The sequence below is a fragment of the Streptomyces sp. NBC_00989 genome (genome assembly GCF_045162655.1).
Lineage (GTDB): Bacteria > Actinomycetota > Actinomycetes > Streptomycetales > Streptomycetaceae > Streptomyces.
In genome coordinates this window covers 9393060-9417297 of the sequence record NZ_CP108728.1, presented here as the reverse complement: position 1 = coordinate 9417297, position 24238 = coordinate 9393060, and the positions used below count along the sequence as shown (strand labels likewise).

18 protein-coding genes are annotated in these 24238 nt (G+C 70.6%); 7 read left to right on the top strand and 11 right to left on the bottom strand.

The genetic code is table 11. The features are described 5' to 3' along the window. Window positions 1-26 precede the first annotated feature (26 nt). The 5 genes from OG714_RS42305 to OG714_RS42285 form a co-directional block, all read right to left on the bottom strand. Window positions 27-695, bottom strand: a complete 669-nt coding sequence (locus OG714_RS42305) for a potassium-transporting ATPase subunit C (protein ID WP_406129103.1) — start codon at window positions 693-695, stop codon at window positions 27-29. Between the two features lie 24 nt (window positions 696-719). After that, window positions 720-2813 carry a potassium-transporting ATPase subunit KdpB gene (gene kdpB, locus OG714_RS42300; RefSeq protein WP_406129101.1) on the bottom strand — a complete coding sequence of 698 codons (2094 nt, stop codon included), beginning with the start codon at window positions 2811-2813 and terminating at the stop codon, window positions 720-722. 38 nt (window positions 2814-2851) lie between these two features. Then, a complete protein-coding gene (gene kdpA / locus OG714_RS42295) occupies window positions 2852-4516 on the bottom strand; it encodes a potassium-transporting ATPase subunit KdpA (protein ID WP_406129099.1) in 1665 nt (554 codons plus the stop codon). A gap of 7 nt (window positions 4517-4523) precedes the next feature. Further along, entirely contained in the window at window positions 4524-4613 is a 90-nt protein-coding gene (kdpF, locus tag OG714_RS42290; protein WP_016434100.1) for a K(+)-transporting ATPase subunit F, read from the bottom strand. 376 nt (window positions 4614-4989) lie between these two features. Next, window positions 4990-6822, bottom strand: a complete 1833-nt coding sequence (locus tag OG714_RS42285) for an APC family permease (protein WP_406129097.1) — start codon at window positions 6820-6822, stop codon at window positions 4990-4992. Window positions 6823-7081: 259 nt separating this feature from the next. Here OG714_RS42285 and OG714_RS42280 point away from each other — a divergent pair, with 259 nt between their 5' ends. Continuing rightward, window positions 7082-7618: a hypothetical protein gene (locus tag OG714_RS42280; protein WP_406129095.1), complete on the top strand. Its 537-nt coding sequence runs from the start codon at window positions 7082-7084 to the stop codon at window positions 7616-7618. A gap of 16 nt (window positions 7619-7634) precedes the next feature. Here the strand turns inward: OG714_RS42280 and OG714_RS42275 are convergent, their stop codons facing one another. Beyond that, a complete protein-coding gene (locus tag OG714_RS42275; protein WP_406129093.1) occupies window positions 7635-10148 on the bottom strand; it encodes an ATP-binding protein in 2514 nt (837 codons plus the stop codon). A 183-nt stretch (window positions 10149-10331) separates the two neighbouring features. Here OG714_RS42275 and OG714_RS42270 point away from each other — a divergent pair, with 183 nt between their 5' ends. The 3 genes from OG714_RS42270 to OG714_RS42260 all read left to right on the top strand — a co-directional run bounded on the left by OG714_RS42270 (window position 10332) and on the right by OG714_RS42260 (window position 15113). Next, complete coding sequence (locus OG714_RS42270) at window positions 10332-11906, top strand: Na+/H+ antiporter (protein ID WP_406129091.1); 1575 nt, start codon at window positions 10332-10334, stop codon at window positions 11904-11906. A 537-nt stretch (window positions 11907-12443) separates the two neighbouring features. After that, window positions 12444-14399 (top strand): amino acid transporter, encoded by a 1956-nt coding sequence (locus OG714_RS42265; RefSeq protein WP_406129089.1) that lies wholly within the window; start codon window positions 12444-12446, stop codon window positions 14397-14399. A 192-nt stretch (window positions 14400-14591) separates the two neighbouring features. Then, entirely contained in the window at window positions 14592-15113 is a 522-nt protein-coding gene (locus OG714_RS42260; RefSeq protein ID WP_406129087.1) for a hypothetical protein, read from the top strand. Here the strand turns inward: OG714_RS42260 and OG714_RS42255 are convergent. Beyond that, complete coding sequence (locus OG714_RS42255) at window positions 15091-15681, bottom strand: DUF1707 domain-containing protein (protein ID WP_406129085.1); 591 nt, start codon at window positions 15679-15681, stop codon at window positions 15091-15093. The two genes, OG714_RS42260 and OG714_RS42255, sit on opposite strands and share 23 nt — an antisense overlap. A gap of 98 nt (window positions 15682-15779) precedes the next feature. Between OG714_RS42255 and OG714_RS42250 the strand changes: the two genes are divergently transcribed. Next, complete coding sequence (locus tag OG714_RS42250; RefSeq protein ID WP_406129083.1) at window positions 15780-16175, top strand: molybdopterin-binding protein; 396 nt, start codon at window positions 15780-15782, stop codon at window positions 16173-16175. A 30-nt stretch (window positions 16176-16205) separates the two neighbouring features. Here OG714_RS42250 and OG714_RS42245 read toward each other — a convergent pair whose 3' ends face one another. From OG714_RS42245 to OG714_RS42235, 3 genes are all read right to left on the bottom strand, one after another. After that, the gene (locus tag OG714_RS42245) at window positions 16206-17366 is read right to left on the bottom strand and encodes an NAD-dependent formate dehydrogenase (protein ID WP_406129081.1); all 1161 of its coding nucleotides are present in this window, start codon (window positions 17364-17366) and stop codon (window positions 16206-16208) included. Between the two features lie 114 nt (window positions 17367-17480). Further along, window positions 17481-18416, bottom strand: a complete 936-nt coding sequence (locus tag OG714_RS42240; protein WP_406129079.1) for a LysR substrate-binding domain-containing protein — start codon at window positions 18414-18416, stop codon at window positions 17481-17483. A 42-nt stretch (window positions 18417-18458) separates the two neighbouring features. After that, window positions 18459-19967: a helix-turn-helix domain-containing protein gene (locus tag OG714_RS42235; RefSeq protein WP_406129078.1), complete on the bottom strand. Its 1509-nt coding sequence runs from the start codon at window positions 19965-19967 to the stop codon at window positions 18459-18461. Window positions 19968-20147: 180 nt separating this feature from the next. On the opposite strand from OG714_RS42235, the gene OG714_RS42230 reads away from it, so the two are divergent. Continuing rightward, window positions 20148-20969, top strand: coding sequence for an FAD binding domain-containing protein (locus OG714_RS42230; RefSeq protein ID WP_406129076.1), 822 nt, complete (start codon window positions 20148-20150; stop codon window positions 20967-20969). After that, complete coding sequence (locus OG714_RS42225; RefSeq protein ID WP_406129075.1) at window positions 20966-23707, top strand: molybdopterin-dependent oxidoreductase; 2742 nt, start codon at window positions 20966-20968, stop codon at window positions 23705-23707. Before OG714_RS42230 ends, OG714_RS42225 begins: the two co-directional genes overlap by 4 nt. On the opposite strand, the gene OG714_RS42220 is transcribed toward OG714_RS42225, so the two are convergent. After that, complete coding sequence (locus OG714_RS42220) at window positions 23622-24110, bottom strand: molybdopterin-dependent oxidoreductase (protein ID WP_406129073.1); 489 nt, start codon at window positions 24108-24110, stop codon at window positions 23622-23624. The genes OG714_RS42225 and OG714_RS42220 overlap by 86 nt on opposite strands. Between the last annotated feature and the right edge of the window lie 128 nt (window positions 24111-24238).

Here is a 24238-nt window from a genome sequence, read left to right as displayed (position 1 = left end):
ACTCCCCTGCCGGTCGCGTAACGCCATCAGCTCTTCGTCACAAGGGACTTGAGCGCGATGTTGAGCTCCAGCACGTTCACCGTGGGCTCGCCGACGAAGCCGAGGGTGCGGCCGTCGGTGTGCTCGTCGACCAGCTTCTGTACCTGGGAGACGGGCAGCCCGTTCTTCTCGGCGATGCGGTGGACCTGGAGGTCCGCGTAGGCCGGGGAGATGTCCGGGTCGAGGCCGGAGCCGGAGGAGGTGACGGCGTCGGCCGGGACCTGGGAGGGCTTGACCTTGTAGTCGGCAGTGGAGTTGTCCTTCACGACCGCCGCCTTGGCGTCCTTCACCTGCTGGACGAGCACCTTGCTGTCGGCGGAGAGGTTGGTGGCGCCGGAGAGGATCAGCTTGTACTGGGTGTTGATCGAGTTCACACCCAGCCCGTTGGCCGGTCGGCCCTGGAACCACTTGAGGTCCGGGGCCGGGGTCTCCTGGCCCTTCTTCAACGGCAGGTTGTACGACTGCCCGATGAGCGAGGAGCCGACGACCTTGCCGTCCGCCTTGATCTCCGAGCCGTTCGCCTTGTTGTTGAACAACGCCTGGGCCACACCTGTGACGGCCAGCGGGTAGATCACGCCTGTGACCAGAGTCAACACGAGGAGCGCTCGCAGGGCCGCCCAGAGCAACCTGGCTGTGTTCGTAACGGAGTTGTTCATGGCCTTCAGCACGCTTTCAAAAAGTTACAGCCCGGGGATGAGGGAGATGAGGAGGTCGATGATCTTGATGCCGATGAAGGGGGCGATCAGTCCGCCGATGCCGTAGATCCCGAGGTTGCGGCGGAGCATCTTGTCGGCGCTGACCGGCCGGTACCGCACGCCCCGCAGGGAGAGCGGCACCAGCGCGATGATGACCAGCGCGTTGAAGATGACCGCGGAGAGGATCGCGGAGTCGGGCGAGGCCAGGTGCATGATGTTGAGCTTGTCCAGGCCCGGGTAGACGGCCGCGAACAGCGCCGGGATGATCGCGAAGTACTTCGCGACGTCGTTGGCGATGGAGAACGTCGTCAACGCGCCCCGGGTGATGAGGAGTTGCTTGCCGATCTCGACGATCTCGATGAGCTTGGTCGGGTTCGAGTCGAGGTCGACCATGTTGCCGGCCTCCTTCGCGGCCGACGTGCCGGTGTTCATCGCGACGCCGACGTCCGCCTGGGCCAGCGCGGGCGCGTCGTTCGTGCCGTCACCGGTCATCGCGACCAGCTTGCCGCCGGCCTGCTCCCGCTTGATGAGGGCCATCTTGTCCTCGGGAGTGGCCTCGGCGAGGAAGTCGTCGACGCCCGCCTCCTCGGCGATCGCCTTGGCGGTCAGCGGGTTGTCACCCGTGATCATGACCGTCTTGATGCCCATGCGGCGCAGCTCGTCGAACCGCTCGCGCATGCCCGCCTTGACGACGTCCTTGAGGTGGATGACGCCCAACACCCGTGCGCCGTCGGTGTCTTCGACGGCCACGAGCAGCGGGGTGCCGCCGGCCGCGGAGATCCGGTCGGTGAGCGCGCCGGCGTCCTCGGACACCTCGCCGCCCCGCTCCCGGACCCAGGTGACGACCGAACCGGCCGCGCCCTTGCGGATCTTGCGCCCGTCGACGTCCACGCCCGACATGCGGGTCTGGGCGGTGAAGGCGATCCACTCGGCGTGGGCCAGCTCGCCCTGGTGGCGCTCGCGCAGACCGTACTTCTCCTTCGCCAGGACGACGATGGAACGGCCCTCGGGCGTCTCGTCGGCGAGCGACGAGAGCTGGGCGGCGTCGGCGAGTTCGGCCTCGGTGGTACCGGTCACCGGCACGAACTCGGAGGCCTGCCGGTTGCCGAGGGTGATGGTGCCGGTCTTGTCGAGCAGCAGCGTCGAGACGTCGCCGGCGGCCTCAACTGCCCGGCCGGACATGGCCAGTACGTTGCGCTGGACGAGGCGGTCCATGCCCGCGATGCCGATCGCGGAGAGCAGTGCGCCGATCGTGGTCGGGATGAGGCAGACCAGGAGGGCCACCAGCACGATCATCGTGAGGTGGGTGCCCGCGTAGTCGGCGAACGGCGGCAGCGTGGCGCAGGCGAGCAGGAACACGATGGTGAGGGACGCAAGAAGGATGTTCAGGGCGATCTCGTTGGGCGTCTTCTGCCGGGCGGCGCCCTCGACCAGGGCGATCATCCGGTCGATGAAGGTCTCGCCGGGCTTCGTCGTGATCTTGATGACGATGCGGTCGGAGAGGACCTTCGTACCGCCGGTGACGGCCGAGCGGTCGCCGCCGGACTCGCGGATCACGGGCGCGGACTCGCCGGTGATGGCCGACTCGTCGACGGACGCGACGCCTTCTACGACGTCACCGTCGCCCGGGATGATGTCGCCGGCCTCGCACACGACCAGGTCGCCGATGCGGAGTTCGGTACCGGGGACCTGCTCCTCATGGTCGCCCACGAGACGCCGGGCCACGGTGTCGGTCTTGGCCTTGCGCAGGGTGTCGGCCTGCGCCTTGCCGCGGCCCTCGGCGACGGCCTCCGCGAGGTTGGCGAAGATGACGGTCAGCCACAGCCAGGCGCTGATCGCCCAGCCGAACCAGTCGCCCGGGTCCTTGAAGGAGAAGACCGTGGTCAGCACGGACCCGATCCACACCACGAACATGACGGGCGACTTGACCATCACGCGCGGGTCGAGCTTGCGGCACGCGTCGGGCAGGGACCTGATCAGCTGCTTCGGGTCGAACAGCCCCGCGCCGACCCGTCCCTCGTCCTTGTGACCGGTCGGCACATCGCTGTGCGGCGCCCGGGTCGGAGTGGCAGTGGACATCGAGTCCTCTTGGTTTTCTTGGTTGTCTATGCGGGTGGTCATGACGCCAGCCCCTCGGCCAGCGGTCCCAGCGCCAGCGCCGGGAAGTAGGTCAGACCGGTGATGATGAGGATCGCGCCCACCAACAGGCCGGTGAACAGCGGCTTTTCGGTGCGCAGGGTGCCTGCCGTGACCGGGACCGGCTTCTGCTCGGCGAGCGAGCCGGCCAGGGCCAGCACGAACACCATCGGCAGGAAGCGGCCGAGCACCATCGCGAGCCCGGTCATGGTGTTGAACCAGTCGGTGTTCGCGTTCAGCCCGGCGAAGGCGGAGCCGTTGTTGTTGGCGGCGGAGGTGAAGGCGTACAGCACCTCGGAGAAGCCGTGCGCGCCGGAGTTGAGCATGGAGTGCGGCGGGGTCGGCAGCGCCATGGAGGCGGCCGCGAAGATCAGCACCAGGGCCGGGGTGATCAGGATGTAGCAGGCTGCGAGCTTCATCTCGCGGGTGCCGATCTTCTTGCCCAGGTACTCGGGTGTACGGCCGACCATCAGACCGGCGATGAACACCGCGATGACCGCCATGATCAGCATTCCGTAGAGGCCGGAGCCGGTACCACCGGGTGCGATCTCGCCCAACTGCATGCCCAGGATGGTGATTCCGCCGCCGAGACCGGTGAACGAGGAGTGGAAGGAGTCCACCGCGCCCGTCGAGGTCAGGGTGGTCGACACCGCGAAGATCGAGGAGGCGCCGACGCCGATCCGGGTCTCCTTGCCCTCCATCGCACCGCCGGCGGCCTGGAGCGCCGAGCCGTGGTGGGCGAACTCGGTCCACATCATCAGGGCGACGAAGCCGACCCAGATGGTGGCCATGGTGGCGAGGATCGCGTAGCCCTGCTTGATCGAGCCGACCATCACGCCGAAGGTGCGGGTCAGCGCGAACGGGATGACCAGCAGCAGGAAGATCTCGAAGAGGTTCGTGAAGGGCGTCGGGTTCTCGAAGGGGTGCGCGGAGTTGGCGTTGAAGTAGCCGCCGCCGTTGGTGCCGATCTCCTTGATGGCCTCCTGGGAGGCGACGGCGCCCCCGTTCCACTGCTGCTGTCCGCCCATGAACTGGCCGACTTCGTGAATGCCGGAGAAGTTCTGGATGGCGCCGCACGCGACCAGCACGAGGGCCGCGACCACCGACAACGGCACGAGGATGCGGATCGTGCCCCGCACCAAGTCGGCCCAGAAGTTGCCGAGTTCACCGGTACGGGAGCGCGCGAAGCCTCGTACGAGAGCCACCGCGACGGCGATTCCGACGGCCGCGGAGACGAAGTTCTGCACGGCGAGCCCGGCGGTCTGCACGACGTGACCCATGGTCTGTTCGCCGTAGTACGACTGCCAGTTGGTGTTCGTCACGAACGACACGGCCGTGTTGAACGACTGCGCGGGATTGACGGAGGAGAAGCCCAGCGAGCCCGGCAGGATCCCTTGGATCCGCTGGAGGAGGTAGAGGAAGAGAACACCGACCACCGAGAAGGCGAGCACGCCGCGCAGATACGCCGGCCAGCGCATCTCGGTGTTGGGGTCGGCACCGATGCCCTTGTAGATCCACTTCTCGACCCGCAGGTGCTTGTCGGAGGAGTAGACCCTGGCCATGTAGGTGCCGAGGGGGACGTAGGCGAGCGCCAGCGCCGCTATCAGGGCGATCAGCTGGAGCACACCGGCAAGGACGGGACCCATAACGCTCTCAGAACCTCTCCGGGAAGATCAGGGCGAGGACGAGATAGCCCAGCAGGGCGACGGCCACGACGAGGCCGACGATGTTCTCGGCGGTCACAGCGACACCCCCTGGCGCCCGTAGGTGAGAACGAGATGGCCCGGCAGGGCGGCGGACACGACGAAGCCGACACCACCGGTGAATGCAGCCCCGGCGGTCACAGCTTCGTCACCCCCTTGGCGACGAGGGCCACCAGCGCGAAGACCGCGATCGTGGTGACGACGAAGGCCAGATCGGCCATCGTGAGCTCCTGGAATGAGGTGCGAATGGAACGGACGCTTAGAGGTAACCGCGCCCATGACCGGATTCGGCCGCCGTTGACGGGTCCCTTACGGCAGCGCATACGCCTTTGACGCGACTCTTACGGCGGAGCCGGGATCCGGCGCGCGAACACGGTTCTACGGCGATGCGGGGCACGGGGCCGCGAGCGGCTCTCTCAGAACAACCGGAACCGCAGCCGGCAGATCACCGCGTCCGTGTCTCGCCGTACCGCGTGGGCCACGACGGCACCCCGCTGGTTCTGGAGCAGCCGCTGCCACAGCCGGACCGGCTCGACCTCCGCGATCAGGACGGTGACCCGGGTGTCCGGTTCCGTTGCCGAGACGTCCCGTACGTAGGCGGCGATGGGGCGGCCCAACGAGCGGCGCTCGCAGGGGAGTTGGACGAGGGGGACGCCGGGGTCCCACTGGGCCCAGGCGCGTTCCAGGGTGTGGAGGTTGGCGCGGTCCTCGGGGTCGGGGTAGCAGACGGTGACCGCGCGGACCTCGTCGCCGAGGGAGGCGGCGGCCGTCAGCGCCTCGGAGGTGAGCCGGGTGAGGGAGGAGACCGGCACGATCACCACGGACCGGTCGCGGTGCGGGGGGTCCGGGATGCGGCCGAGGCCGAGCCGTTCGCCGATGTGCGCGTACGCGCGGTGCACGGTCTCGAAGGCCAGCACCAGCAGCGGCAGGGTGATCACGATCAGCCAGGCGCCCTCCTCGAACTTGGTCGCGGTGACGACGACCGCGGCGACGCCGGTGAGGACCGCGCCGAAGCCGTTCAGCAGGGCTTTGCCGTGCCAGCCGGTGCCGCGTTCGCCGCGCCAGTGCCGGACCATGCCGACCTGGGCGACGGTGAAGCCGACGAAGACACCGATCGCGAAGAGCGGCACGAGGGTGTTGGTGTCGCCCCCGGAGAACACCAGCAGGGCCGCCGAGACCGCGGCCAGCGCGAGCACCCCGTGCCGGTGCACCTGGCGGTCGGCCTTGAGGGCGAAGACGTGCGGGAGGTAGTTGTCGCGGGCCAGCAGCTTCAGCAGCACCGGCAGCCCGCCGAAGGACGTGTTCGCGGACAGGGCGAGCAGGATCATCGTCGCGAACTGGATGACGTAGAAAGCCCAGTTGTGGCCGAGGGAGGCGTCCGCGAGCTGGGCGAGGACGGTGACTCCCTGGATGGGCTGGAGATGGAAGCGGGAGATCAGCACCGACAGGCCGATCAGCATCACGCCGAGCACCGCGCCGAGGGCGACCTCCGCGCGCTGGGCCCGCTTCACACGAGGCGTGCGGAAGGAGGGCACGGCGTTGGCGATGGCCTCGACGCCGGTGAGGGCGCTGCAACCAGAGGCGAAAGCTTTCAGCAGGAGCAGGACACCGACGCTTGTGGCATTGCCGGTCACCACGGACTCGCTGTTGACCCGGCTCACAGGCGTATCGCGGAAGAGGCCGATCACAATCAGGACGAAGATCGAGCCGACGAACACGACGGTCGGCACGATGAACACCCGCGCCGACTCGGCGATCCCGCGCAGGTTCACGGCTGTGACCAGTGTCAACACCGCCAGGCAGAGCCACAGCCGTTCACCGTAGAGCGACGGGAAAGCGGAGGTGAGCGCCGCGACTCCGGCCGTGACCGCCACGGCGACGTTCAGTACGTAGTCCAGCACCAGCGAGGCCGCCGCCACCAGGCTGGTCCGCGCGCCGAGGTGGGTCTTCGCCACGGCGTAGGAGCCGCCGCCGTCCGGGAAGGCCGCGATGACCTGCCGGTACGACGCGACGAGCACCGCGAGCAGTGCGGCGATGGCGAGCGTGACCGGCAGGGTGAAGCCGAGTCCGTGCGCACCGGCGGCGGCCAGCACGAGGACGATCGCCTCGGGGCCGTACGCGACCGACGCCATGGCGTCCAGGGAGAGGGCCGCGAACCCGGCGAGGGCGGTGAGCCGATGGCGTTCGCCGGTATCCGGGGGCTCCTCGTCGGCCGGTGTCTCACCCGGCTGGACAGTCAGAACGGTCATGCTGATGGCTCCTTCACGTACGGACGCGCGGCGACGGGAACGCGCGAGTGCGCTCCAGGTTCCGTCCCGCCGCCGTCGGTTTCTCCTTCTCCTTGCGTCTTCTTCGCGCCGGACACGCGTTCTTTGACGGGAACTTGACGACCGTGTGACCAGGGCAACCGCCCTCCGCCGCTGCGACGGCGTCAAGAAGCACCGGCCGCCCGTCAGAGTCGCGTCAAGGCCCGGCCTCCGTACGCCCGGAGTCCCTACCGTCGCCATCATGGGACGCCCCGACGACGCACACGCGCATCAACCGCGGGCAGCGGCACAGGACCGCCGGTGGGCGCGGGACCTGCGCGACACGTTCCGCTGCGCGGGCGCGCTGCTCGGACTCCTGCTGCTCGTCGACGACTTGAGCGGCAGGCTCACCTTGTGGCGCGGCGCGCTCTGGCTCGCCCTCGCCGTGCTGCTCCTCGTCGTCCTGTACCCGGCCCGGGTCCGGGCGGGCGAGGGCTGGCTGTCCGCACGCGGGCTGCTGCGCGAGCACCGGGTCCGCACGGACCGGCTGGTGTCCGTGCGCTGTCTGGACGGGGTCTCTCAACGGCTGTTGCTGCGGGACGAGTTGGGCGGCCGGGTCGAGATCGACCCCGATGTGCTGGTGCACAACCCCGACCTGTGGCACCGCGTCTCCGAGGACTCCCGCCGGTCCATCGCCTCCGGCTCGCTCACGTGCGGGGCGACCGCGCTGCGCCGGATCGCGGAACGCGTCGAGCGCGAGACCGCGGAGACCGTGTTCAGGGTGTCGGGCCTGGAGTAGCGACCGCTGGTGGAACTCACGGTGCCCGGTCCGGAGTTGGGGCGGCCGTCTCCGTGTCCGGCCGGCTCGCCCGTTCGGCCAGCGGCAACGACACGACCATGGTCAGGCCGCCGCCCGGGGTGTCCTCGGGCGTGAGGGTCCCGTCCATCGCCTCGGTGAGGCCGCGCGCGAGGGCGAGACCCAGCCCGAGCCCAGTGGTGTTGTCCGTGTCGCCGAGCCGCTGGAAGGGCTCAAAGAGCCGCTCACGTCCGGTGGTCGGCAGCCCGGGCCCTCGGTCCACGACCCTCAGCTCCACCCGGCCGCCCAGCGCACTGGCGGTGACCATGACCCGGCGCCCGGCCGGGGTGTGCCGGGCCGCGTTGCCGGCCAGGTTGGCGATCACGCGCTCCAGCAGCGGCGGATCGACGAGCACCGGCGGTATCGACTCCACGTCCCGCAGGTCCACGTCGGGCACGTCCGCGAGCGCCATCGGCAGCACCTCCTCCAGGCTCGTGGCCCGCAGACTCAGCGGCAGGACACCGGCCTCAAGCCGACTGAGATCGAGGAGGTTCTCCAGCAGCCGGTTCAGCTTGGCCATGGACTCGTCCGCGGTCGCGAGGAGTTCGTCACGGTCCTCGGCGGAGAACTCGACGTCCCGCCCGCGCAGCGAGGTCACGGCCGCCCACCCCGCCGCGAGCGGCGTCCGCAAGTCGTGTCCTACGGCCCGCAGCAGGGCCGTACGCAAGCGGTCGGCGGCCTTCACCGGCTCGATCTCGGCGGCGGCCTCGGCGAGTTGGGCCCGTTCGACGGCGGAGCCGACATGCGCGGCGAAGGCGGCGAGCACCCGCCGTTCCGACGAGGACAGGGTGCGTCCGCGCAGCACGAGGAAGGCGCCGGGGCCGGCGGGGACGGTGGTGACACCGACCCCCACCTCGTGATCCGGTGGCTCGTCGACGAGTTCCGCCGAATCCGTGCCGAAGGTCTCGCGGGTGCGTTCCAGCAGCGCCGGGATCGTCTGGCCGCCGCGCACGATGCTGCCCGCGAGGGAGGACATCGTCTCCGCCTCGGCGGTGGCACGCGCCGAGCGCCGGGACAGTCGTAGCGAACGGTCCACGACGGCGGCCACGGTCGCCGCCACCACCGTGAACACCCCCAGCGCCAAAAGGGCGTTGGGGTCGTCCAGGGTGAACTGCCCGATGGGCGGGATGAACCAGTAGTTGAGCAGCAGCGAGGCCGTCACCGACGCGATGACCGCCGAGGTGACGCCGCCTATGCAGGCGACCCCGACGACGGCGAGCAGGAACAGCAGTGCCTCGCTGGTGAGGTTGACGGTGCCGCGCACCTGGGCGAGGCAGACGGTGAGCAGCACCGGCAGCACAAGTCCCGTCACCGGACCGGCAATTAGCCGGGCCGTGGAGAGAGTACGGCGGCGGGACGGCAGCAGGGTGCCGCGCCCGGCCCGCTCGTGCGTGACCCGGTGCACGTCGATGTCACCGGAGAGTTCCGTGACCGTCTCCCCCGTGCCGGGGCCGGTCAGGAAGCGCTCGAACCGGCCCCGGCGGCTGGTGCCGAGGACGAGTTGGGTGGCGTTCTCGGTGCGGGCGAACTCGACCAGGGCGGTGGCGACACCGTCGCCGACCACCGAGTGGTAGCTGCCGCCGAGGTCCTCGACGAGCCGCCGCTGCCTGGCAAGCGACGCATGGGACACCCCGGCGGCGAGTCCGTCGCTGCGGGCCACGTGCACGGCGAGCAGGTCACCGCCCGCGGACCGGTCGGCGATGCGGGCGGCCCGCCGGATGAGCGTGTCGCCCTCCGGGCCGCCGGTCAGCGCGACGACCACCCGCTCCCGGGTCTCCCACACCCCGCCGATGGCGTGCTCGGCGCGATAGGTGTGCAGGGCCTCGTCGACCCGGTCGGCGACCCACAGCAGCGCCAACTGCCGCAGCGCGGTGAGGTTTCCGGGCCGGAAGTAGTTGGCGAGGGCCGCGTCGATCTTCTCCGGTGTGTAGATGTTGCCGTGCGCCATGCGCCGCCGCAGTCCCTCGGGCGGCATGTCGATCAGCTCGATCTGCCGGGCCCGGCGGACGACGTCGTCGGGCACCGTCTCGTGCTGCGGTACCCCGGTGATCTTCTCGACGACGTCCTTGAGGGAGGCCAGATGCTGCACGTTGACGGCGGTGACGACGTCGATGCCGGCGGCGAGCAGCACATCGATGTCCTGCCAGCGCTTGGCGTTGCGCCCGCCGCCGGGGACGTTGCTGTGCGCGAACTCGTCGACCACGGCGACCTCCGGGCGGCGCGCGAGCACCGCGGGGAGGTCCATCTCCTCGAAGTACCCACCCCGGTAAGCGCATTGGGACCGCTCGACGACCTCCAGGCCGTCGAGCATCGCCTCGGTGCGCGGGCGCCCGTGGCACTCCGCGAACCCCACCACCACATCGGCGCCGCGAGCGGCCCGGCGCCGTGCCTCGTCGAGCATGCGGTAGGTCTTGCCGACACCCGGGGCCGCCCCGAGGTAGACCTTCAGTCGCCCGCGTCGCACGTCGTTCATCGCCTCCCAGACAAGCGCCCCGCGGCCGCCGGGGCGGGCTTCTTGACGCGTCTCTGGCGCCGTCCGCGAGGACGTTGACACTGTCTTGACGGCGCTCGGCCGGGTTAGGGTGGCCGCGGTGTGCCGGGAAGTCTGGTCGGCGGGGAGTCCGCATGGGCTCGTCCAAGACCACAAGGGGACGGCATGCGCGGCGTCGGTACGGTTCTGGCACTCGTGGTACTGGCGACGCTGGTCGCGACGTTCGCCCGCCGGTGGCGGATCCCCGCACCCTCCCTCCTCGTGGTCGCCGGTCTCGCCGTGGCCCTGCTGCCGGGCACCCCGGCGATCGAGATCAGCCCCGACGTGATCGGCCTGGTCGTCCTGCCGCCGCTCCTGTACGCCAGCGCCGAGGACATGTCGTGGCGCGAGCTGAAGGCGGTGTGGAAGCCGGTCGGGATCCTCGCGATCGGCCTGGTCCTCGCGTCCGCGGCGGCCGTGGGCTGGGTGGCGTCGACGGTCACCCCCCTCTCCTGGCAGATGGCGCTCGTGCTCGGGTCGGTCCTGGCCAGCACCGACCCGGTCGCCGTCACCGCGCTGGGCCGACGGCTCGCGCTGCCGCCCCGGGTCCAGGTGCTGGTCCAGGCGGAGTCCCTCTTCAACGACGCGACCTCGCTGGTCCTGTTCCGGGTCGCGGTGAGCGTCGCCGTGGCCTCGGCGGCCGCCAACTGGGGTGCGGCGGGCGGGGAGTTCGTCGTGCTCGCGGGCGGCGGCACGGTCATCGGAGCGGCCGTGGCGTACGTCGTGACCCTGATCCGCCGACGCACCGAGGACCCGGTCCTGGAGACGGTGATCTCCCTGGTCACGCCGTACGCGGCCTACGTCCTGGCGGAGGGCGCCCACACGTCCGGCGTGACCTCGGTCGTGGTCGCCGGGGTCGTCCTGGGCGGTCGCGGCGACCGGCTCACCAACGCCCGCATACGGCTCCAACTGCACGCCGTCTACGGCACGTTGGTGTTCCTGCTGGAGAGCGTGGTGTTCTCCCTGATCGGCCTCGCCCTGCCCGCGCAGGTGCGGGCGCTGTCCGACGGCGACCGGGCGTGGCCGCTGTACGCCCTCGCGGTGGCGGGCACCCTGATCGCCGTACGACTGCTGTGGCTGGCGCCGCTGTCGGCGGTGGTGCAGCGCAAGGGCGGGGTGCACAGGGTGAATTGGCGCGTCCCGATGGTCCTGACCTGGGCGGGCACCCGGGGTGTCCTCCCGCTGGCGGCGGCCCTGTCGATCCCCGAGGTCACCAAGACCGGCACCACCCTCACCGACCGCCCCCTGGTCCTGGTCCTCACCACCTCGGTCGTGGTCGTCACCCTCGTCGTCCAGGGCTTCACGCTCGCACCGGTCGTCCGCCGCTCCGGCATCGCCCTGGAACCCGACCACACGGAACGCGAAGAGGCCTCCGCCCGCTGCCGGTTGGCCGACGCGGGCATCCGCCGCCTCGACGAACTCGCCGAGCTGGAAGCCGTACCGGACGTCGTCCTCGACCGCCTCCGCCGCGGCCTCAACGCCCGCCTCGACGACGCCCGCGACCGCCTCTCCGACAACAACGGCCAAGCCACCCACGCGGAATCCGCCGACCTGGTCTACCGCCAGCTCCGCCGCGACCTGATCGCCGTGGAGACCGTCGAACTACAGCGCCTCTACGACGACCACGCCATCAGCGACACGACCCGCAGACGACTCCAGCGGTCCTTGGACCTGGAGGAGGCGAGGCTGGCGGACGCCTGACCGCTCACCGGAGATCGGTGGGCCACGCCCGCAGCCCGAGAACGGTGAACGCGGCTGCCGCGAGGAGAGTCTGCGCGGCAAACGCCGAGACCCGAAGCCGATTGCCCCACACCCAACCCGCCAGCATCCCCATCCCGGCCCCCCACACCCCCTAGGGGCGCGGGGCTGTATCTGATGTGCGGCTACCGCCGCGCGGGCGCGACCAGCCACAACACACCCGCACCCGCCACACAACAGAACCCCCCGAGCTCCAAGGCGACAAAACACCAGCCCCCCCTCCCCCGTAACTCTGGGTATCCGCCACCCCCAACCGCCCCCACCCCACCCCCATACAGCCCAACGCACCCCCAACCAGCAGCATCCCCCGCTTCCTGATGCGCCTCCTCCCCCAACCCGGCCAGTCTTAACGCAAGATTGACGCCGAAGCCCCCCGCATCCATGGGCCCACGCGTCACTCTCCGCTTACGCTGGTGCCGCCGTCCGCGTGATGGCCAGAGCCCACACGCCGACCCGCACCCGCACCTCAGGAGCACGCCGATGGCCACGACCGAACACCCTCCCAGTCGTCTGCGCGCCTGGATGCTGGAGGGCCTGGCCGACATGGGCAAGGGCGGCCACCAGGTCACGCAGACCGCACCGGAACCCCAGCAGCACGTCCACCAGGGCCAGCGCTGGTGGCGGGTGATGTGCCTGACCGGCGTCGACTACTTCTCCACCCTCGGTTACCAGCCCGGCATCGCGGCCCTCGCCGCCGGACTGCTCTCCCCCGTCGCGACGATCGTGCTCGTGATCGTCACCCTCGCCGGCGCCCTCCCCGTGTACCGCCGGGTCGCGGAGGAGAGCCCGCACGGCGAGGGTTCCATCGCGATGCTGGAGCGGCTGCTGTCGTTCTGGAAGGGCAAGCTGTTCGTCCTGACCCTGCTCGGGTTCGCGGCGACGGACTTCCTGATCACGATCACCCTGTCGGCGGCGGACGCCTCCACCCACCTCGTGGAGAACCCGCACCTGACGAGCATGCTGCACGACAAGCAGATGCTGATCACGCTCATCCTGGTCGCCCTGCTCGGCGCGGTGTTCCTGAAGGGGTTCCTTGAGGCGATCGGCGTCGCCGTGTACCTGGTCGCCGCCTACCTCAGCCTCAACGTCGTCGTCGTGATCGTCGGCATGTGGCACGTGGCCACCGAGGGACACGTCGTCACCGACTGGACCAGCGCCCTGACCACCGAGCACGGCAACGTCTTCGCGATGATCGGCGTCTCCCTGCTGGTCTTCCCCAAGCTCGCGCTCGGCCTCTCCGGCTTCGAGACCGGCGTGGCCGTCATGCCGCACGTCGAGGGCGACCCGGACGACACCCACGACAACCCCAAGGGCCGTATCCGCGACACCAAGAAGCTGCTGACGACCGCCGCGCTGATCATGAGCGTGTTCCTGATCGCCACCAGCTTCATCACCACCGTGCTCATCCCGGAGAAGGAGTTCAAGGCGGGCGGCCAGGCCAACGGCCGGGCCCTCGCCTACCTCGCGCACGAGTACCTGGGCAACGCCTTCGGCACGGTCTACGACCTCTCCACCATCGCCATCCTGTGGTTCGCCGGCGCCTCCGCGATGGCCGGCCTGCTCAACCTGATGCCGCGCTATCTCCCCCGCTACGGCATGGCCCCGCACTGGGCCCGCGCCGTCCGCCCGATGGTGATCGTCTTCACGCTGGTCGCGTTCCTGGTCACCTGGATCTTCGACGCCAGCGTCGACGCCCAGGGCGGCGCCTACGCCACCGGCGTCCTGGTCCTGATGTCCTCCGCCGCGATCGCGGTCACCATCGCGGCCCGCCGCGCCCAGCAGCGCAACTGGACCGTCGTCTTCGGCATCGTCTCCGCGGTCCTCCTCTACGTCACCGTCGTGAACGTCATCGAACGCCCCGACGGTGTGAAGATCGGCGCCTGTTTCATCGCCGGCATCATCCTGGTCTCCCTGCTGTCCCGGCTGGCCCGCGCCTTCGAACTCCGGGTGACGAGCGTGCAGTTGGACTCCATGGCGGAACGATTCATCCGCGACATGGCGAGCCGGAAGATCCGCTTCGTCGCCAACGAGCCCGACCGCCGCGACAAGGCCGAGTACCGGGACAAGATCGAGCAGATCCGCAACGACAACGACATCCCCGGCGAGGACTTCGTCTTCGTGGAGGTGACGGTCCTCGACGCCTCCGAGTTCGAGGCGGGCCTGACGGTGCGCGGCGAGGTGCTCCACAACCGCTACCGGGTGCTGACCCTGGAATCGTCCTCCATCCCCAACGCCCTGGCCGCGCTCCTCCTCCACGTCCGCGACACGACGGGCCGCACCCCGCACATCTACTTCGAGTGGACCGAGGGCAACCCCTTCGCCAACTTCCTCCGCTTCTTCCTCTTCGGCCAGGGCGAGGTCGCCCCGGTCACCCGCGAGGTCCTGCGCGAGGCGGAACCGGACCGCGCACGACGCCCGCGCGTACACACGGGCTGACGGGCACCCCGCGCCCCCGTACGCACACCGGCCAACAGCAGCGCACCAACCGCCTCCCCGCACCCTCGGCCGACCGTTTCCGGTCGCCCGAGCCGACATCACCGTAAGAGGCACGACAAAATCGGGTGCCGGTGTGTAAGAGCCCCGTCAGCGGCCCGCGCAGCGCACGCGTGGCGGCCTACCGTCGGCCTCATGCGGCACAGCGCACCCCCACCGGACCCGGCCGGCGACCGCCACTGGCGTGGCGACGCCCGGCTGGCGGCGGGCTGCGCGCTCGGGTTCCTCGCCATGACCCTGCTGGTCGACTGGAACGCGGGAACCCTGACACTGATCCGCGCGCTGCTGTGGTTCGCCCTGTCGGCGGCGCTCTTCGCCGTCCTGCTGCCGCAGCGCGTCACCGCGGGCCCCGGCTGGCTCACCGTGGACAGCCCGCTGCTGCGGCGCACGGTGCACACGGACGCGCTGACCGTCGTACGACGCTACGGCGACGTCTCCGAACGCCTCGTCCTGCGGGACGCGCACGGACACTGGCTCGAACTCGACCCCCGTGTCCTGGTCGCCAACCCCCTGCTCTGGCACGAGCTGGACACGGGCATACGGCACTCGACGGAGCACGGCACGCTGCGCCAGGGCACCGACGTCCGGCGTCACCTGGGCCATCTGATCGACGACGAGACCGCGCGCTCGGTCCTCAGGGCGTCGGGGATTTCCTGACCGCGCGCCGCGTCCGGCGCACTCTGACCTTCCCGAAGCCCAGTTGCCCGGCGATCTCGATCCGCAGCTCGACCGGAGCCCCCGCGTCACCGGGCCCGCGCGTCTTGACCTTGCTGTAGTTGAGCACCAGGGAGTCGGTGTCCACGACGATGCCCGGCGGGAGCAGCAGCCGTAGCGAACCGAGGTGCATGTCGAGGTCGATGCGGAGCGTGGGCTGGGTGATCACCGCCTCGGTGAAGTCGAGGGTCACATCGCCCAGCCGCGACTGGATCTCCAGCCGGCGCGGCACCACCCAGCCGTCACCGCGCCGCGTCGAACCGCCGTTCTGCTCGATGCGCGCGACGTCCTTCACCTCGACCGGGGTCGTGCCCGCCACCACCGGAAGGTCGGCCGTCAGGACCGCCAACTCCCCCATCGTGCGGGCGGTCAGGGCGGCTTCGACGCGCTCGTCGAGTTCCTCGGCGGTCAGCCTGCCGTCGCCGGCCGCGCCGGTCAACACGTCCACGACGCGGTCCCGGTCCGCATGCGAGGCCCGCAACCCGGTCGTGCTCATCAGCTCACCCGACATACCCTCACCCCGATCGACGGACTGACGCTATATCGCGTTATACCCCAGAGCCAACCCCCCGTCCACCGGTTACCGTTTCTGGCCCTAGGGTGGCGCGTATGCAGTCCTACACAATCGGCCAGGCGGCGCGGCTGCTCGGCGTGAGCCCGGACACCGCGCGCCGGTGGGCGGACGCGGGCCGGGTGACGACCCACCGCGACGAGGGCGGGCGCCGGCTCATCGACGGTGTCGATCTGGCCGCGTTCTCGGTGGCGCTGGCCAAGGCGGGCGGCGTCGAGGAGGACACGTCGTACACCTCGGTGCGCAACGCGTTCCCCGGCATCGTCACCGCGATCAAGCTCGGCGACGTCGCCGCCCAGGTCGACATCCAGGCGGGCCCGCACCGGCTGGTCTCCCTGCTGACCCGGGAGGCCGTCGAGGAACTCGGCCTGGAAGTGGGCATGGAGGCCACCGCCCGCGTGAAGTCGACGAACGTGCACATCGACCGCGTGTGAGGCGTGCGGCGGCCCCCGTCCGTCACCGCGTCACTTGTTGACCGAATAGGAGTGCGCGCCGGTACCCGCCAACGCGCCCCCGTCCACGATCAGATACTCGTCCCGGATCGGCCGCCCCGCGAAGAACGCCTCCAGGATCTCCCGCGTGCCCGCCGCGTACCGGGCCTGCGCCGACAGCGACGAACCGGAGATGTGCGGGGTCATGCCGTGGTGCGGCATGGTCCGCCACGGGTGGTCCGCCGGAGCGGGCTGCGGGAACCACACGTCACCGGCGTAACCCGCCAACTGCCCACTGCGCAGCGCCCGGTCGACGGCGTCGCGGTCGGCGATCTTCGCCCGCGCGGTGTTGATGAGATACGCGCCGCGCTTCATCTGCGCGAGCAGCTTGTCGCCGAACAGCCCCTCGGTCTCGGGGTGCAGCGGCGCGTTGATGGTCACGACGTCGCAGTGCGGCACCATGTCCTCGGCGCTCTCGTGCCAGGTCAGCCCCAACTCCCGTTCCACGTCCTCGGGAAGCCGGTGCCGGTCGGTGTAGTGCAGCTTGACGTCGAAGGGCGCGAGCCGCCGCAGCACCGCGAGCCCGATCCGCCCGGCGGCGACCGTCCCGACGTGCATGCCTTCGAGGTCGTACGAACGGGCCACGCAGTCCGCGATGTTCCAGCCGCCGTCGAGCACGACCTGGTGGGACGGCAGGTAGTTGCGCACGAGGGACAGCGTCATCATCACGACGTGTTCGGCGACGCTGATGCTGTTGCAGTACGTCACCTCGGCGACCGTCACGCCGTGGGAGATCGCCGAGTCGAGGTCGACGTGGTCGGAACCGATGCCGGCGGTGACCGCCAGCTTGAGGTTCTTGGCGGCGGCGATGCGCTCCGGGGTGAGGTACGCGGGCCAGAACGGCTGCGAGATCACGATGTCGGCGTCGACCAGTTCGCGGTCGAAGACCGAGCCCGCGCCGTCCTTGTCGGAGGTGACGACGAGGGTGTGCCCGGCCGCCTCCAGGTAGGCACGCAGGCCGAGTTCACCGGAGACACTGCCGAGGAGGTGACCGGGGGTGAAGTCGACGGCCTCGGGGGTGGGGGTGGTCTGGCCGCCCGGGTAGTGGTCGATCACGGGCAGGTCGTCGCGGGCGTACGAGGTCGGGTAACCGTCTTTGGGGTCGTCGTACAGGACACAGAGAACCTTGGCCATGTCGCGGCTCCTCAACTCCGTTGTCGGAAGATGCACTTCACGATCCTCGGGGTGAATCGCCCTGGTCAAAGCGAACGTTGCTATGCCGACATAGCCCGCTCCTATCAACGGCTGTCAGCGTCCGTCGCCGCCCAGATAGGTGTGCAGCTGTTCGTCGAGCGCGTCCCGTACGCCCGCCTCCCGGGCCACCTTCAACAGCGCCTCCGCCAGCACCGATCGGGGCTCGCTGCGGACGACGACCAGTCCGACCCGGGGTCCGTGCGCGGGCCCGTTCAGCGGTACGACCCGCATCCCGTCCGGTACGTCGAACATGTGCAGCCACGCGTGCGAGATCACGCTGGACCAACGGCCCCCGGGCAGCAGCGTGTAGAGCCCGGCGACGCTGTCCGACTCGACCGCCGGGGAGGCCGTCGCGCCCTCGGCGGCGAAGCACTCGTCGATGATGCGGCGGTTGCGCATCCGCGAGTTGAGCAGGCACAGGGGAAGCGTGGCCGCCTGTGCCCAACTCGCCCTGGAGACACCGCCGAGCGGCCCGTCGACCGGCGTCAGGAGGACGTACCGCTCCTCGTAGAGCGGGAAGCGGCGGACGTTGCGCAGGGTGTCGTCGTCCAGGTACGTCATCGCCGCGTCCAGCTCGAACTCGGCGAGCCCGTGGGTGATGTCGACGGACGCGAGCGACTCCAGGGCGACCCGGGCCCGGGGATGCCGTTCGCAGAACGGGGTGGTGAGGAGGGACGCGGCGGGCAGCGCGGTCGGCACCACACCCAGCCGCAGCGTGCCGGTCAGTCCACCCCGCAGCGCCGACAACTCCTGGTGCAGCGCGTCCCGTTCGGCCAGGATGCGGTGCGCCCAGGCCAGCACCACCTCGCCCTCCGGGGTCAGCCCCTCGTACCGCCGGCCGCGCCGCACGATCGGCACGTCCAACTCGTGCTCCAGGCGCCGGATCGCGGCCGACAGCGAGGGCTGCGAGACATAACAGGCCGCCGCGGCCCGCGCGAAGTGCCGCTCACGGGCGAGCGCGACCAGGTACTCCAGCTGACGCAGCAGCACGCCCACCCTCCCCGGGAACGATGGAACGCCGGAACGTGCAGGCTAAGCCGCATCCGCCCGGCACAACAGGGCCGCCCACAGGTCGAGTCGGTCGTAGAGGCGGGAGAGGTCGCGGCCGGTGAAGTGCTCGATGCGCCCGATCCGGTAGTGCACGGAGTTGACGTGCAGATGCAGCGCCTCCGCCGTCCGCGCCCAGGAACCGTCACAGGCCAGGAAGGTCTCCAGCGTCTCCAACAGCACGGTGTTGGACCGCAGTTCACCGAGCACGGTCCGGCTGTAGGCGGTACGGACCTCGGCCGGAACACCGGTGAGCAACGCGTCGAGCCCCGTGAGGGTGGCAGCGTCGGTGAGCGCGGAGCCGCCGGACGCGGCGGTGCTCCGCGCCGAGGCGAGTGCGTAACGCGCCTCTGCCAGCGCGCCGTTGAGCTCCCCCGCGCCGCCGACGGGCGCTCCGGTCCCGCCGTAGAGCGGCACGGCTGGTTCGGCTGCGGCGACGAGCGGCCACGCCTCGTGCAGCGCGTCGGCCTCCGCCCCGGCCACGACCGCGAACGCGGCCCCGTCCGGCAGCCGCCCCACAGCCCCCACCCCGGGCACCACATCCGCGAGGCCCGGCACCACATGCGCGACCGCCTCGGCCAGTGCCCCCTCCGCAAGACCCGCCCGCTGCGCCCCGGTCTCCGCGACAAGCACCCGATACGGCCCGTCGTCCGGCAACCCACAGGCCCGTACCGCCGCCGCCACAACCGCGCCATCGACACCCGGCACGGCGAGCAACGCCCCCAACTCATCGGCCGTCTGCCGCTCTACGGCCCGCGCCCGCACCCGCGCCTCCTGGCAGCGCCCCAGCACGGAGGCCAGCTCGTGCACCATGCGTGGCGGCGCGTCGTCGGGGTCGGGAAGGCAGAGGTGCCACCGCTCGTACGGCGAGACCCCGTCCGCATCGACGGGCACGGCCTCCGCCAGCAGGCCGGCCGCCTTCCCCACCGGTATCGCCCCCGCGCTCCGTGTCGCCGCGACCGTCCGCCCGGAGGGCGTGAGGACATACGCGACGGCCCGTTCGAGATGCGCGAAGGCCGTAGCCACGATCGCCTCCGGCCCCGCACCCTGCGCGGCCATCCGGCTCAGCCGCCCCCGCACGTTCTCCGGCAGCGTGTGCCGACGGCTCAGCTCGCCCCAGCGCCCGAGGTACACGGTGTCGGTGATCGCGCGGAACATGATGTGCGCCGGTACGGCGGCCACCGGCAGCCCGTGCCGCACACAGGCCTCGACGAGGTCGTCCGGCACCGACCCGTGCGTCTCCTCCCCCGCGAGCAGCGCGGCGGCGCCCGCCCCACGCAGCGCGGACACGAACCGCTCGGCCCGCCCGGGCCCGTCCTCGGCCGACCACCACACGAGCCCACTCAGCACGACCTCGTCCCGCCGCACGAACCGCGCGGGGTCCTCCAGGTCGGTCACGGTCACTCCGCTGATCTCCCGGGCCAGCTGGGCGTCCTCGGCCCACAGCAGGCGCAGGCCGAGGGACTCGTCCTGAAGAAGGTGTTCGACGTGCATGGTTCCGGCTCCTCGCATCTCGCATTCGCCAGGTGAATGCGAGTGATTGCATGGTAAGTGCCAGACCAATCGGCCGAAACGCCTCTTGGTCGATCCTCCAGTGTCCGGCCGTGGAACGTCGGCGTTTCCGTGCTGTGAACCAGTCGTCCCGACCGGGTCCGCGTTGCTTCACTGGCGGTCATGGACCTGAACACGGTGGCCGAGATCCTCGACGCCCGGCAGCCGACCCGCTGGCGGCCGGGCGACGCCTGGCTCGGCGGCGGCACATATCTCTTCTCCGAGCCGCAACCGCACCTGCGCCGCCTGGTGGACCTGAGCCGCACCGGCTGGACACCCGTCGAACGGCACCCGGACGGCTCCCTGGAAATCGCCGCGACCTGCACGATCGCCCAACTCTCCCGTTTCGCACAGGAGTTGACGACCACCGCGGCCCCGCTCTTCGAGCAGTGCTGCCGCGCCTTCCTCGCCTCCTTCAAGATCTGGAACATGGCGACGGTCGGCGGCAACCTCTGCAACGCCCTGCCCGCGGGCCCGATGATCTCCCTCACGGCCGCCCTGGACGCCGAGTGCCTCCTCCTGTCCCAGGACGGCCTACGCCGCCGGGTCCGCGTCGCCGACTTCGTCACCGGCGCGGGCCGCAAGGACCTTGCCGACGGCGAACTGCTCCGCTCGATCACGGTCCCGGCCCGCGCCCTGACCTGCCGTACGGCCTTCCGCCAGGCCTCCCTCTACGGCCTCGGCCGATCCGGAGTCCTGGTCATCGGCACCCTGGACCCGCTCGACAGCTCGCTCGCGCTGACGATCACCGCGTCGACGGTCCGTCCGTTCCGCGTGTTGTTCCCGCTGCCACTGACGGCGGAGCAACTGCGCACGGCCATCGCCTCCTCCGTCGCGGACGACGAGTGGTTCGACGACATCCACGGGTTGCCGGAATGGCGGGCGCACATGACATTCCGCTACGCGGAGGAGATCCGCCGGGAGCTGGGAGAGACGGCAGCATGAAGATCGAGGTCAACGGCCGGTCCTTCGCCGAGGAACCCCGCCCGGGTCAGTGTCTGCGCACATACCTCCGCGAGCTCGGCTGGTTCGGCGTGAAGAAGGGCTGCGACGCGGGCGACTGCGGCGCCTGCACGGTCCACGTGGACGGCGAGCCGGTGCACAGCTGCCTCTACCCGGCCTTCCGCGCCGACGGCCGCGCCGTCACCACGGTCGAGGGCCTGGCCACCGAGGACGGCGAACTCCACCCGGTGCAGCGGAAGTTCCTGGACGCCCAGGGCTTCCAGTGCGGCTTCTGCACGGCCGGCTTCCTGATGACGACGGCGGCCCTGAACGAGGACCAACTCACCGACCTGCCAAGGGCGTTCAAGGGCAACCTGTGCCGCTGCACCGGCTACCGCGCCATCGAGGACGCGGTACGAGGCGTCTGCCACGCCGAGGCACCGGGCGCGGGCGAGGCGGTCGGCCGCAACCTCCCCGCCCCGGCCGGACCCCAGGTGGTCACCGGCACCGCCCGCTACACCTTCGACATCGACGTCCCCGGCCTGCTCCACATGAAGCTCCTCCGCTCCCCGCACGCCCACGCCCGCATCACCGCGATCGACACCGAGGCCGCCCTCCAAGTCCCGGGCGTACAAGCGGTGTTCACTCACTACGACGCCCCGGAACGCCACTTCTCCACGGCCCGCCACGAGCACCCCACGGAGGACCCGGACGACACCCGCGTCCTCGACGACACCGTCCGCTACGTCGGTCAACGCGTCGCCGCCGTCGTCGCCGACAGCGAGGCCGCCGCCGAGGAGGGCTGCCGACGCGTCGAGGTGACGTACGAGATCCTGCCCGCCGTCCTCGACCCGGAGCAGGCGATGCGCCCCGGCGCCCCGGTCGTCCACGACAAGGACGCCGCTACGGCCCGCATCTCCCGCCCGCAGAACAACGTCGTGGGCGAGGCACACGGCGAGATCGGCAGCGTGGAGACGGGCTTCGCCGAGGCCGACGCCGTCTACGAGGACACCTACCGCACCCAGCGCGTCCAGCACGCGAGCCTGGAGACGCACGGCGCGGTGGCGTGGTTCGACGAGGACAACAGGCTTACGGTGCGCACCAGTTCGCAGACCCCGTTCCTCACCCGCCGCGCCCTCTGCGCGCTGTACGACCTCCCCGAGGAGCAGGTGCGGGTCGTCGCCGGCCGGGTCGGCGGCGGCTTCGGCGGCAAGCAGGAGATGCTCGTCGAGGACATCGTCGCCCTCGCGGTCCTGCGCCTGCGCCGCCCGGTGAAACTGGAGTACACCCGCGCCGAACAGTTCTACGGCGCGACCACCCGCCACCCGTTCACCATCAACGTGAAGGCGGGCGCCCGCCGCGACGGCCAACTCACCGCACTCCGGCTACGAGTTGTCTCCAACACCGGCGCCTACGGCAACCACGGCCCCGCCGTCATGTTCCACAGCGTCGGCGAGTCGATGGCCGTCTACCGAGCCCCGCACAAGAAGGTCGACGCCTTCTCCGTCTACACGCACACCGTCCCGGCGGGCGCCTTCCGCGGCTACGGCCTCGGCCAGGTGATGTTCGCCGTGGAGTCGGCGCTCGACGAACTCGCCCGCCAACTCGGCCTGGACCCTCTGGAGTTCAAGGCGAAGAACATCATCGGCCCCGGCGAGCCGATGCTCTCCCCCGGCGGCGAGGAGGAGGACCTGCACATCGCGAGCTACGGCCTCGACCAGTGCATCGCCATCGTCCGCCGGGCGCAGGCGGAACCTGCTTCCCAACTCCCCCCGGACGGCTGGCTGGTGGGCGAGGGCACGGCCCTGGCGATGATCGCGACCGGCCCGCCCGGCGGCCACATCGCCGACGCGAAGGCGAGCCTCCTCCCCGACGGAAGCTTCGATCTCGCCGTAGGCACAGCCGAGTTCGGCAACGGCACGACCACGGTCCACCGCCAGATCGCGGCCGGTGAACTCGCCACCACCGTCGACCGGATCACCGTCCGCCAGTCCGACACGGACGTCGTACGGCATGACACGGGCGCCTTCGCCTCCACGGGCACGGTGGTGGCGGGCAAGGCCACTCTCCGCGCCTCTCGCGCCCTCGCCGACCAGCTCCTCGACTTCGCCGCCGCCCATCTGCAACTCCCGCGCGCTGCGTGCACGTTGGCCGAGGAAGCCGTACTGCACCCGGGCGGCCGCCTCACCCTGAAGGAGCTGCACGCGGCGGGTGCGGCGGTCGGGGTGGAGTTCAGCGCCGACGGGCACTTCGGCGGGACGCCCCGCTCGGTGGCCTTCAACGCGCAGTGGTTCAGGGTCGCCGTCGATCCGGGCACCGGCGAGATCCGTATCCTGCGCAGCGTGCACGCGGCCGACGCGGGCAAGGTGATGAACCCGATGCAGTGCCGGGGCCAGGTGGAGGGCGGGGTCGCCCAGGCGCTCGGCGCGACCCTCTTCGAGAACGTCCGCATCGACGAGCGGGGCACGGTGGAGACGGCGGCCTTCCGGCGTTACCGGCTCCCCCAGTACGCGGACGTGCCGCGTACCGAGGTCCACTTCATGGAAACGGCGGACGCCATCGGCCCGTTGGGCGCCAAGTCGATGAGCGAGAGTCCCTTCAACCCGGTCGCGCCCGCCTTCGCCAACGCGCTGCGGGACGCGACAGGCGTCCGTTTCACGGAACTTCCGCTGACCCGCGACCGGGTGTGGCTGGCACTGGCCAGGTCGCCCCGTACCCTCCGTCCACCCGTATCGCCCTGATCCCACTGATGTGCCGGGCCCCGCAACGGTCCTGCGGAAGCACCAGTTGCGGTCCGGCACGGTCGAGCGGGGTGTCGTCGATGCTGACTGCGAGCAGAACAGGGGCATGAGCGAAGTCGGGGTCGATCTCGGCCCAGGACAGCAGCGCGTGGTGCCCGTCCGCACCGCTGACCGCGATCAGGAAACGCAGCCGGTCCTTGCGGCGGACGGGGTCGAAGCCGGGACCGGCCGAGGACAGCACGTCGTAGAGCCGGGGTCCCGCGAAGCGGTGCACCTGGGTGCCACTGGTGGCGCACTCGAAGCTGACCCGCACCCGGTGCAGCGGCCAGCCGGACAGGTCGGGCACGGTCAGCCGGGCGGGGCGGGCGAGGTCCCCCGTCAGGTCGAGCTGCGCGAGCGTCACGAGCCATCACCTCCCGGAATGTGGTACCCGGACGGCACTCCCGTACAAACGCACATGCGCACCCCACAAGCGAACAGTGCAGCTCATGCGATGCCACAGGAGACTAATGCCTTGCAAATGCGGCAGTA

Excerpts from the sequence above, each read along its gene's own strand:
- OG714_RS42305 (WP_406129103.1), bottom strand. The coding sequence starts at position 695 with ATGAACAACTCCGTTACGAACACAGCCAGGTTGCTCTGGGCGGCCCTG.
- kdpB (WP_406129101.1), bottom strand. The coding sequence starts at position 2,813 with ATGTCCACTGCCACTCCGACCCGGGCGCCGCACAGCGATGTGCCGACC.
- kdpA (WP_406129099.1), bottom strand. The coding sequence starts at position 4,516 with ATGGGTCCCGTCCTTGCCGGTGTGCTCCAGCTGATCGCCCTGATAGCG.
- OG714_RS42285 (WP_406129097.1), bottom strand. The coding sequence starts at position 6,822 with ATGACCGTTCTGACTGTCCAGCCGGGTGAGACACCGGCCGACGAGGAG.
- OG714_RS42280 (WP_406129095.1), top strand. The coding sequence starts at position 7,082 with ATGGGACGCCCCGACGACGCACACGCGCATCAACCGCGGGCAGCGGCA.
- OG714_RS42275 (WP_406129093.1), bottom strand. The coding sequence starts at position 10,148 with ATGAACGACGTGCGACGCGGGCGACTGAAGGTCTACCTCGGGGCGGCC.
- OG714_RS42270 (WP_406129091.1), top strand. The coding sequence starts at position 10,332 with ATGCGCGGCGTCGGTACGGTTCTGGCACTCGTGGTACTGGCGACGCTG.
- OG714_RS42265 (WP_406129089.1), top strand. The coding sequence starts at position 12,444 with ATGGCCACGACCGAACACCCTCCCAGTCGTCTGCGCGCCTGGATGCTG.
- OG714_RS42260 (WP_406129087.1), top strand. The coding sequence starts at position 14,592 with ATGCGGCACAGCGCACCCCCACCGGACCCGGCCGGCGACCGCCACTGG.
- OG714_RS42255 (WP_406129085.1), bottom strand. The coding sequence starts at position 15,681 with ATGTCGGGTGAGCTGATGAGCACGACCGGGTTGCGGGCCTCGCATGCG.
- OG714_RS42250 (WP_406129083.1), top strand. The coding sequence starts at position 15,780 with ATGCAGTCCTACACAATCGGCCAGGCGGCGCGGCTGCTCGGCGTGAGC.
- OG714_RS42245 (WP_406129081.1), bottom strand. The coding sequence starts at position 17,366 with ATGGCCAAGGTTCTCTGTGTCCTGTACGACGACCCCAAAGACGGTTAC.
- OG714_RS42235 (WP_406129078.1), bottom strand. The coding sequence starts at position 19,967 with ATGCACGTCGAACACCTTCTTCAGGACGAGTCCCTCGGCCTGCGCCTG.
- OG714_RS42230 (WP_406129076.1), top strand. The coding sequence starts at position 20,148 with ATGGACCTGAACACGGTGGCCGAGATCCTCGACGCCCGGCAGCCGACC.
- OG714_RS42225 (WP_406129075.1), top strand. The coding sequence starts at position 20,966 with ATGAAGATCGAGGTCAACGGCCGGTCCTTCGCCGAGGAACCCCGCCCG.